This is a genomic window from Paenibacillus sp. AR247 (genome assembly GCF_002968895.1).
GTDB lineage: Bacteria > Bacillota > Bacilli > Paenibacillales > Paenibacillaceae > Paenibacillus_AQ > Paenibacillus_AQ favisporus.
In genome coordinates this window covers 105,784-115,522 of sequence record NZ_PCZT01000023.1, presented here as the reverse complement: position 1 = coordinate 115,522, position 9,739 = coordinate 105,784, and the positions used below count along the sequence as shown (strand labels likewise).

Below are 9,739 nucleotides of genomic sequence, written 5' to 3'. Positions count from 1 at the left end.
GCAGCCAGCATCGTGAGCACATTGTTCGGCTTGACCGAACCCAGCAAATCGAACATGGAACCGGTCTTCAGGAACTTTGGAGAAAAGCCTGCAAACGGTCCGAAGAGCAGCGACTTCTGATTGTCGATAAAACGGGTGTCCAAATGCGGAACCGACATCGGCGGCGCACCTACTTTGGCCTTGCCGTACACCTTGGCATGGTGCTGCGCTACCACTTCCGGATTGTTGCACACCATAAAGAGTCCGCTGATCGGGAATCCGCCGATATGCTTTCCTTCCGGGATGCCGGATTTCTGAAGGAGCGGAAGGCTTCCGCCGCCACCGCCGATAAAGACGAACTTCGCCGTATGGCGTTCGACGCTGCCGCTGCTCAAATTGCGTATTTTCAATTCCCACGCGCCATCGCTGGTGCGTTTGATATCGTCCACACTGTGCTTGTAATGAATACCAACGTTTTTGCTCTTCAAGTGCTCAAACAGCATACGCGTTAAAGCGCCAAAGTTGACGTCCGTTCCCGAGTCCATTTTGGTGGCCGCGATCGGTTCATCCGAGGTCCGGTCCTTCATAATGAGCGGAATCCATTCCATCAGTTTTTTCGGATCGTCGGAGAATTCCATCCCTTGAAACAGCGGGTTTTTGGACATCGTCTCAAAACGTCTCTTCAAAAATGCCACGTCTTCTTTCCCCTGAACCATACTCATATGGGGGGAGCGGCATAATAAAGTCCTGCGGATTGCGAATCAAGTTACTTTTGACAAGATAAGACCAGAACTGCATGGAAACCTGAAATTGCTCGTTGACGCTAATCGCTTTGCTGATATCTATGGAACCATCCGGTTTCTCGGATGTGTAGTTCAGCTCGCACAAGGCGGCATGCCCCGTTCCTGCGTTATTCCATTCGTTCGAGCTTTCCTCGCCCGGGCTTGCCAGCTTCTCAAACACTGTAATTTTCCAGTTCGGTACTAATTCTTTCAACAGTGTCCCCAAAGTCGCACTCATGATACCGGCACCAATTAAGATAACGTCTGTTTCGGTTTGTCTGTTGCTCATAATTACCGTCCTTACACGCTAGTATTTGAAGAAAAGATGTAGGCGCTCTCAAGAGGCAAGCCAGAGTGCGACCCGGTTATCCACCTTTTCTGATGAATGATTACCTAATTCATAGTATAGCACTATTCTGTGGACTGTTAAATGATTGTCGTGCGTATAACTCGGAAATAGACAAAAAACCAAAGGCCATCGCCCGGCAGCATACCGGAATCGTGCTTTGGTCAAGGGGTAGTCTCCTAATCTAATGAATTTGCCCACTCCTCTGCGGGGAGCACCCCGGCCTGCTTCGGAAGTACCTTCTCGGTCAAGACGCGATGAACCTCTGGGTTTAAATATAGGCCTGCTCATAAAGGGATTCAAATCAGGAGTGGAATCAGCCCAATTCTCTTGGTTTGGCAGAGTATAAATAAGTGTAATACTAATAAAAACACACACTAGGAAAAGGTGAACAAAATGACAAATCCAACTCCGGATAACCAAGAAGCGATCGAGAAAGTACGCGATTTGATTAAGGGCATCGACACGGCCATGCTGACAACCGTTTCGGAAGAAGGTCTGGTTTCACGTCCCATGAAGACTCAGGACATTGAATTTGACGGCGACCTGTGGTTCCTGACCAAGAAAGACACTGAGAAGTTCCATGAGCTGCTGCAAAACCGGCAGGTCAATGTAGCCTATGCCGGCAAGTCCTTCGTCTCCATTCGCGGTGAAGCCGAGCTGGTCAATAGCACCGAAAAGCTGAAGGAATTGTGGAACCCCGTTTACGAGCAGCTGCTGGAAACGAACTATGACGATCCGAACCTCGTTCTCATCAAGGTGCAGGCCGAAGCGGCCGAGTACTGGGATGCCGGCAACAAGTTCAAAATGGCCAGGTTCCTGTTCCGCAGACTGATGGGTAAAAGCAACGAAGGCACCAATATGAATCGAACTGTGGAATTGGATTAGGATAAAAAAACGGACGCCGGTTCTTAACCCGCGTCCGTTTTTATTTTCATATCACCGTGGACTTACATCGACATGACTCGACTCAGCTTGGCGGATCAGCAGCCGCCTCCTGTTTTTGCTGTGAAATATAGTGCTCTCCCACTTTCATGATATGCTCCAAAATGGGCTCCAAACGCTGGCCAAACTCCGTCAGCGAATATTCAACTTTTGGCGGCACGGTCAAAAATGCATTTCGCTGTACGATGCCGCCTTCTTCCAACTCCCGCAGCTGTGTCGTCAGCACATGCCTGGAAACGCCGGGAATTCGCCGGTGAAGCTCTCCGAAACGGCACGTTTGCTGAAGCAGCTCGTAGATAATCTTCGGTTTCCATTTCCCGTTGATCAGCTGCAGTCCCACATCTACCGGACAACCAAATGTTCCATCCTGATAAGGCATCTTTTCCTCCTGCTGGTCAGGTTTTTATGACTAAGTCATCTATTTCTGCGTACTTCAATACCGGTGAAGGTTCGTATAAGCTACCTGTATATCTCCATTATACGAAAAGAGGCGATCTTATGAAGCCACCAGCGCACTTCAATCCGGTCATGCGGCCGGAGGACATGAATGCTGCTTTTGCCGAGGCCTTCAACTCCGGCGATATCAACGCACTGCTAACGCTATACGAACCAAATAGCATTTTGATGAACCCGGCCGGCGGGCTTGACCAAGGAATCGAAACAATCCGTGGAACGCTCGAGGATCTATTGCAGCTGCAGGGCCGCATGACGTCCAGGAACATTTACTGCATCCCGTTCGAAAATATCGCTTTGCTGCGTGCCCAGTTCATCCTTCAGTACACGGGATGGGAACGGCAACCCGGCTCAGGTGGAGGGACATACGTCCGAAGTGATAAGACGCCAAACTGACGGAAGCTGGCGGTACATCGTAGACCACCCTTCGGGCTCCGAAATTTTGGAACGAATACGTTCTGGCTGAGGATTTTCGCAGAAGGTTATGCCCGCTTCACGTCGAACCTCTAAAGCAGCGTGTTAGCGGCCAGCAAGCGAATGCAAGCAGAATGATTATGGAACCGAGGAACAGACAAATGACACTTCAATCGCTATTTAACGAATATTTGAACATCAAATTCAATAGAGGATTCGAGCTTGAGCAAACGGAGGACTTTGAATACGGTCTTTTCGAGGATGACAGCGCCGAGTTATTTTTTGCCGGTCATGATGACAAACCGTTTGTAGAATGGGCAGACGCATTACAGCCGAAAGATCCCCGGTACACGGCCAACCCCGACTGGAAGCCGCTGCTCTCGGGTTACTTTCCGGACCTCGATATATATGATGAGCAGATCCTTTATTTTCTCCTGTATACGATCAATTCGACGACGTCCGTTGCCAGTCCCCATCCTTACCGTGCAATGAATGACTTTATGAAACATTACTGTTTTTTTCAATTGGGACAGTTGACGGATGCGGTCCGGTTAAACGATGTGCAGAAAGAGCAGCTGAGGGGCTTTTTCTTCTTTTTCTACCTTTATGCCCACCCGGTTAACGAGGAAACCCTGTACGGCTTTTCTTTCCGCGGCCGGGATTTAGTTCATACGAAAACGGGTATCCGCGTAGAGCGCTATTTTTCCTTATACCACGATTACTACTGCGACAAGCACGATGAGTATAAGGATCGATTGCTAATCACTCCTCACGAAATTCAGGCCGGTAAACATCTCACGCTCGAGCTGCTAAAATCGATTGAGGGTAAATCATCCAAGCTGCTTATGCCTTCAGAAGAAGGGTTTGAGAACGTACTCCGGCTGATCCATGATGTGGATGAGCTGCTCCGGATTCACTCGGAACATCAAACAAGATTTTTCGATTTGCTGAGAGACGCTCTCTTGGATGCCGGAACCAACCCGTATCGAGAGTACGGCTTCCGCATGCTGCTTCAGAATTATGTCTGTTATATCCTTTATTTTCAGTTTGATGACATTCATGATTTGGTCGATCATCTCAAGGACACCCCGTTAGCGTGCGAAAAAATCGTCAACATGCTCTTTGCGGACGCCATTTTTATTCAGAAAATCATGCGGCAGCACCGGATCGATATCGCCGAGTATCAGGACGTAACCGGATTTTTTGGTAAAGAAGCCCAGGAGATGTATTTGTAAGGGAGTGTCTGCAGCTTCAGCAGTGGTCAGACAACAATGCAACAGCCCAGCAATGGGTTGTCGATGATCTGGGGACTTACAACAACGTGTACAGGCTGCGAAGCGTCAGCTCGGCCGACCAAAAAGTCATGGATATCCGAAACGGAACGAAAAACAACGGCGAAGCGGTTTAACTCATGCAGGATCTGGGAAATACCGCACAACAGTTCAGATTGATCAAACTGAGCAACGGTTACTGGAGCATCCTCAATGTAAACAGCAACAAGGCCGTCGAGGTTGCCGGAGCCTCCTCAGCGGATGGAGCGAAGCTTCAGCAAAATCTCTACCGAGGCGATCTGAACCAGCAATGGCAACTGGTGAAAATCAATTAGTGGTTGATACCGAATATCCTGATGATGTTTCACTAAAAAACGAGCGCGAGCCTTCATAGGCCAACGCTCGTTTTTTTGATCCCCGGGACGCTGAGTCATCTGGGGCAATCTTCTCCTCATTCCGAACAGGAACGCCTCCAATCACGCAGATTCATATACTTCTCGCCCCACTCATCCAATTGATCCAATATCAATTTCAGCGACTTTCCCAGCTCGCTCAGTTCGTAGACTACTTTCGGCGGAACCTGATTGTAAGACGTTCTCGTTACGATACCGTCTTCCTCCAGTTCCTTGAGCTGCTGGATCAGCATTTTTTGCGTAATCTCGGGAATTGCCTTTTTTAATTCGCTCGTTCTTTGTGGTCCTTCCCCACAGTTCAAATGGCATAAAATCAACAGCTTCCATTTTCCCCCGATCACCTGAAGCGTCGCCTCTGCGGGGATGTTAAACGTCCGTGTGGTCTGCATTTCCATGGGATTACCACCCTCCTGTCGATTCCGATGAACGATTACTTTCCGGTGAGTATATCACTTTAAAGTGTCTATATCACAAAAAAGTAAGTACTTCCCATTTATCACAGCATACCTGATAATTTTACCGTACTCTTATGAAATTTGAGAGAGGGAAGGTGACATCGATGAAAATTTTGACGGTTGTATCGCATCCTCGGGCGAACTCCTTAACCTTTTCCGTGACAGAGAGATTTATCCAGGGACTTGCCGACGCCGGGCACGAAACCGAGGTGCTGGATCTGCATCGCAGCGGCTTTAATCCCGTGTTGTGGGAAGCCGACGAGCCGGATTGGTCTTCGGATCACAAAGTCTATTCGCCTGAGGTGGAAGCGGAGATCGCACGAATGAAACGGCATGACGCGCTCGCCTTTATTTTCCCGATATGGTGGTACGGCCTGCCGGCCATGCTGAAAGGATATATCGACCGGGTATGGAACAGCGGGTATGCTTACGGCGCAAGTCACCTGCATCATCAACAAGTGCTGTGGCTTGGTCTGGCGGGAGCCCCGAAAGAGCACTTTCAGAAGAGGCAGTACGATACATTGCTCTCCCAGCTTCTAAACGTCGGCATAGCCGATTACTGCGGAATCTCGAACAGCCGGGTTGAGATCCTATACGATACGCTGGATTCCAGGCCGGAAGTTTTCGATAACCTCCTGACGCGAGCTTATCATTTGGGACGGCATTACGACAACGTTTCAGAGGCCGTGAATTAATCGGGAAGCGCTGCGAAAATCCGGGTCCGGCTCGAAATGAAAATGTACTGCCTTTGCCTTGGCGGTATGGCCTGCAGTGCCGTGTCCAAGCTCATCCTCTATGAATATGTTGTAGGAATTTCGTTAGAGAGGTGAGAGCATGATTCAACTTAGCGGGATTGTAGGCGGAAAAACGCCGGTCAAAGTAGGGCCGCGGAAAACGCTGCTGCTGCAGCAAATCGTCATCCGGGTGAAAAAGGGAAGAAAATTGGTGTTAAACAACCTCAATTTTTTGTTCAATAATGAAGCCTTTGCGATTAAAATCGAGGCCCAGCCGTCTCCGGGGAAGTTTGTTGCCCGAGGCGGTGCCGGGGATTTAACGCCAAACAAGGTGTTATTTAACAACAACACCGGCGAAGATCAAACCATTTTCCTCTTGGTCAGCGCCGTGAATACCTCGAGAACCTCGACGGAGCTCAGCCGCTCGGACAGCTGGCGTATGACCCTCAAGCGGTGACTTTTCAGGTTATGGTGGAGAGACGAACGAAGTGTGAGAAAGCGGAATTCAGCCCTTTCCGGCCATTGGCCGGATGGGGCTTTTACTTGTTTCAAGAGGTTCCCCTCTTAGATACGCGTTTCAAGTTATTTTAACTTTAATTAAGTAAGCTGATCCATAATAGTTGACTATATCCAAGTGAGTTGACTTCTTACATTCGGTAAGTGACCTTGATACAATATCGTTGAGGCATCAATGGAAACCCAGGGGTGTTCTAATTAGACGATATCCGGAGGGACGGAGATGATCACAAGCATTTTGCGGTTTCAATTCAAGGATGGCGTCAATGAAGCGGAAATACAGGGGGTCCTTTCGATTATCGAGCGTACAGCCAAGGCGGAATCCGTCGCGTTTTATTCCCTTGGGCGCTATTTCGGTGATCCTCAGGAGGGATTCACGCATGCATATTGTGTCAGCATCCCTGACTTGGCGTCGCTCGATCGATATTTTCGTGAGCCTGCCCATCGCGAAGGGGATTTTCAGTTCATCCCTTTATTGTCCAAACTGTCCCAAATGACGGTGTTGAATGATCCGGACCCAGATATTTTGGCAAAAATCGCCGCTTGCCGGAACGCTGCGGTTGACCCTGAATGGATGGCGTTGTTTGACCGGATCGGCCTAACATGACCATTCCTTACAGCCTCCCGGCTTTCTTTAGTATCAGTTCTATACGCGCGGACTCGAGGCAACCGCCTCATTTCGTGAAGTACTTAGAGAGCATCCTTAGCCGTACGGATCATCATCCGTACGGCTATATTGGTGCTTATTCTATTCCTATATATGAGTTACTTCCAAATCTCCTCAGCGATTTCTTTAATAAAAGCAAGCTTGCGCCATTGCTGCTCCTCGGTCAGGTGGTTGCCTTCTTCCGTGGAGGCGAAGCCGCATTGCGGGCTCAGGCAGATCCGGTTCAGGTCAACGTACTGTGTCGCTTCCTCGATCCGTTTCAGAATGTCCGCTTTATTTTCCAGCTCACCAAATTTGGAAGAGAACAGGCCCAGCACGACCTGCTGATTGTCCTTCAGGAAACGAAGCGGCTTGAAATCACCTGCCCGCTCGGTATCGAACTCCAGATAGTAACCGGAGTAGTTATCGATACCCAGGAGCGTTTGCGCGATCGGCTCGTAGCCTCCTCCAACTCCGGCGTAAGTCGATACATAATTACCGCGGCATACATGCGTGGTGACGACGAGGTCCTCCGGCAGGCCGGATACCACTTCCTCGTTCAATTTTGCAAATTCGTTGGCATAATCAGCCACGTTCACGCCTGCCTGTTTCATGAAGGCCGTAAACTGTTCGTCGCAAAGCGCTCCCCACGTGCAATCGTCGATTTGGAGGCTGCGGCAGCCGGCTTCATAGAGTGCAAGGATCGCTGCTTTGTAGGCTTTGGCAATATCCGTAACAAGCTCTTCCCGATTCGGATAGATGGCTTGCGTGCTCTCCTGATTTTCTGCCCGGTCCAGCTCGAACAGGAACTGCGCAGCCGCAGGGATGGATTGACGCGCAACGACGTCTTCGCCTGCAATCTCTTTTAAAAACGCATAATGCGATACAAACGGATGGCTGCTGTAGCCCACTTTACCGGTCAGGCGGGCGGTTTCGGGTCTGGACTGGGCACCGTTAAATTGGTAGCCTTGATCAACAATGGTCCGCTCTACGCCATCCAAGCCCCAGAAGAAGTCCAGATGCCACCAGGAACGGCGAAATTCGCCGTCGGTGACCGCTTGAAGCCCTACTTCCTTTTGCTTCTGCACGAGCTTGATGATCTCGGCGCTCTCTACTTCTCTCAGCTGCTCAGCGGTGATTTCACCGTTCTGGAATTGGGCTCTGGCTTCTTTCAACGCTTGGGGGCGCAAAAAGCTGCCGACGATATCGTATCGAAACGGAGTAACGGTTCGTTTTGTAGGTTTGGTTTGTGTGCTCATCGGCTAATCTCCTCGGAAAATAATATTAAAATCACTATAGCATATCCCCTTGGGTATAACGTTCTACTAAAAGGTTATAGCCTGTTATAGCTATTAACTATAGCTAATTTTCTTTTTCCAGGAGGCCTCTGTGCTTGCCCTATTAGGTGTCTTTCCTTCATTGTAAAAAACTTCAAGTTCCCGTATCCTTAATCTTGTTACAAGCTTTTTGCATCATGCACGTAGGAATGGAGACTATGACCGCCATGAAATCATCCTTCTTAACCCGGCCTTTCTATTTCCTGTGGACCACCCAGACGGCGGCAAATGCCGCGGATGTGCTCTATATTATGGCGCTTACGGTGCTGGTGTTAAACCAGACCGAATCACTCATATCGGCGGCGTTTATGCCGTTGATGCGCAGCGGCGCCCAAATGCTGAGCGGCCTGATCGCGCCGCTGCTGTTGAACCGCTTCAAACTTCCAGCCCTGCTGTTGTTCTCGCAGACAGGCCAGTTTCTGCTGTTCGTAGGCTTGGCCGTTTACCTGCAGCTTACCGGAAAGGACGCTGTGTTTGTTCTGGTGTTTGCGCTGGTCTTCGCCATGTCCTTCCTGGACGGGTGGACGGTTCCCGCCCGCAACGCGCTTGTTCCGCGGCTCGTCGCACATGAGCAGGGCCTGCTCAAGGCCAACAGCTTGATCAGCGTCAGCGATCAGGTGGTACAGTTTGCCGGCTGGGGGCTCAGCGGCGTTATTGTCGCCTTGCTTGGACCCAGTCCAACACTGCTGGTGACGGCCGTCGTCTACGGGCTGGCAGCGGCTTTTACACTCGGCGTCAAGGAGCCGGCGGAAGCCCATCTTGAGCAGCCGACCGACGCAGCGCCTGACGACAGCATAGCAGCGGCTCCAGCTTCCAGATGGCACACCTTGACCGAGGGCTGGAAAATCATCTGGCAAATGCCGCGCCTGCGGCTGCTGACTTTCATGGACATCATCGACATGCTGGGCGGTTCGGTATGGGTCGGTGCTTTTACGCTGGCCTTCGTTCAGACTGCGCTTGGCCAAGGCGAAGAGTGGTGGGGCTTCATTAATGCGGCATATTTTGCGGGGACGGTTGGCGGCGGACTGCTGGTTCTGGCCATTTCACGCGCCATCGGCAGCAGCCTTCTGGCCGCCATGCTGATCGGCATGGCGGGGTATGGCATCCTCACCGCCATATACGCCCTCAACACCCAGCCCTTTATCGCGCTCATTCTCGTGCTGCTGATGGGACCATTCGCCGAGCTCTCGGTGATCAACCGCCGCACTTTGATTCAGCGCAGCGTTGACAAAGGGGTGCTGCCGAAAGTACTGTCCGCCCAAGCCTCCTTGCTGAATCTGGTGTTCTGTATTTCGCTGCTCGTTATGGCCGCCCTTGCCGAATGGCTCGGCATTGTGAACCTATACTTGTTAGCAACAGTCCTAACCTTGCTGGCGCTGGGAGTCGGCCTGATCGGCCGCCAGGCATTCCGTAACGATTCTGCTCCCGGCGCACGAATGTAAATTCCG

General features: G+C 50.6%; 12 protein-coding genes and 1 pseudogene. 9 read left to right on the top strand and 4 right to left on the bottom strand.

Translation table 11 applies throughout. The features are described 5' to 3' along the window. Positions 1-1,050: pseudogene (locus CPT76_RS42345) on the bottom strand (malate:quinone oxidoreductase); the annotation flags it as partial. Between the two features lie 453 nt (positions 1,051-1,503). Between CPT76_RS42345 and CPT76_RS29520 the strand changes: the two are divergent. Beyond that, the gene (locus CPT76_RS29520; RefSeq protein WP_089549529.1) at positions 1,504-1,995 is read left to right on the top strand and encodes a pyridoxamine 5'-phosphate oxidase family protein; all 492 of its coding nucleotides are present in this window, start codon (positions 1,504-1,506) and stop codon (positions 1,993-1,995) included. Between the two features lie 82 nt (positions 1,996-2,077). Here the strand turns inward: CPT76_RS29520 and CPT76_RS29515 are convergent, their stop codons facing one another. Continuing rightward, positions 2,078-2,431 (bottom strand): winged helix-turn-helix transcriptional regulator, encoded by a 354-nt coding sequence (locus CPT76_RS29515; RefSeq protein ID WP_105445409.1) that lies wholly within the window; start codon positions 2,429-2,431, stop codon positions 2,078-2,080. Between the two features lie 119 nt (positions 2,432-2,550). Between CPT76_RS29515 and CPT76_RS29510 the strand changes: the two genes are divergently transcribed. The 4 genes from CPT76_RS29510 (at position 2,551) to CPT76_RS40785 (ending at position 4,525) form a co-directional block, all read left to right on the top strand. Beyond that, on the top strand, positions 2,551-2,901 hold the full coding sequence (locus CPT76_RS29510; RefSeq protein WP_258168929.1) for a YybH family protein: 351 nt from the start codon (positions 2,551-2,553) through the stop codon (positions 2,899-2,901). A gap of 179 nt (positions 2,902-3,080) precedes the next feature. Then, positions 3,081-4,154 carry a hypothetical protein gene (locus CPT76_RS29505; protein WP_105445408.1) on the top strand — a complete coding sequence of 358 codons (1,074 nt, stop codon included), beginning with the start codon at positions 3,081-3,083 and terminating at the stop codon, positions 4,152-4,154. 8 nt (positions 4,155-4,162) lie between these two features. Next, positions 4,163-4,327, top strand: coding sequence for an RICIN domain-containing protein (locus CPT76_RS40790; RefSeq protein ID WP_258168989.1), 165 nt, complete (start codon positions 4,163-4,165; stop codon positions 4,325-4,327). A 3-nt stretch (positions 4,328-4,330) separates the two neighbouring features. Next, a complete protein-coding gene (locus tag CPT76_RS40785; RefSeq protein WP_258168928.1) occupies positions 4,331-4,525 on the top strand; it encodes an RICIN domain-containing protein in 195 nt (64 codons plus the stop codon). Positions 4,526-4,641: 116 nt separating this feature from the next. Here CPT76_RS40785 and CPT76_RS29495 read toward each other — a convergent pair whose 3' ends face one another. Next, a complete protein-coding gene (locus CPT76_RS29495; protein WP_105445407.1) occupies positions 4,642-4,998 on the bottom strand; it encodes a winged helix-turn-helix transcriptional regulator in 357 nt (118 codons plus the stop codon). 164 nt (positions 4,999-5,162) lie between these two features. Between CPT76_RS29495 and CPT76_RS29490 the strand changes: the two genes are divergently transcribed. The 3 genes from CPT76_RS29490 to CPT76_RS29480 all read left to right on the top strand — a co-directional run bounded on the left by CPT76_RS29490 (position 5,163) and on the right by CPT76_RS29480 (position 6,915). Next, positions 5,163-5,753: an NAD(P)H oxidoreductase gene (locus CPT76_RS29490; RefSeq protein WP_105445406.1), complete on the top strand. Its 591-nt coding sequence runs from the start codon at positions 5,163-5,165 to the stop codon at positions 5,751-5,753. Between the two features lie 139 nt (positions 5,754-5,892). Next, a complete protein-coding gene (locus tag CPT76_RS29485) occupies positions 5,893-6,249 on the top strand; it encodes a hypothetical protein (protein WP_105445405.1) in 357 nt (118 codons plus the stop codon). 282 nt (positions 6,250-6,531) lie between these two features. After that, positions 6,532-6,915, top strand: coding sequence for a Dabb family protein (locus CPT76_RS29480; RefSeq protein WP_105445404.1), 384 nt, complete (start codon positions 6,532-6,534; stop codon positions 6,913-6,915). Between the two features lie 158 nt (positions 6,916-7,073). Here CPT76_RS29480 and CPT76_RS29475 read toward each other — a convergent pair whose 3' ends face one another. Then, complete coding sequence (locus tag CPT76_RS29475) at positions 7,074-8,213, bottom strand: 5-methyltetrahydropteroyltriglutamate--homocysteine S-methyltransferase (RefSeq protein WP_105445403.1); 1,140 nt, start codon at positions 8,211-8,213, stop codon at positions 7,074-7,076. Positions 8,214-8,458: 245 nt separating this feature from the next. Here CPT76_RS29475 and CPT76_RS29470 point away from each other — a divergent pair, with 245 nt between their 5' ends. Beyond that, complete coding sequence (locus tag CPT76_RS29470; protein ID WP_105445574.1) at positions 8,459-9,733, top strand: MFS transporter; 1,275 nt, start codon at positions 8,459-8,461, stop codon at positions 9,731-9,733. The last annotated feature ends 6 nt before the right edge of the window (positions 9,734-9,739 follow it).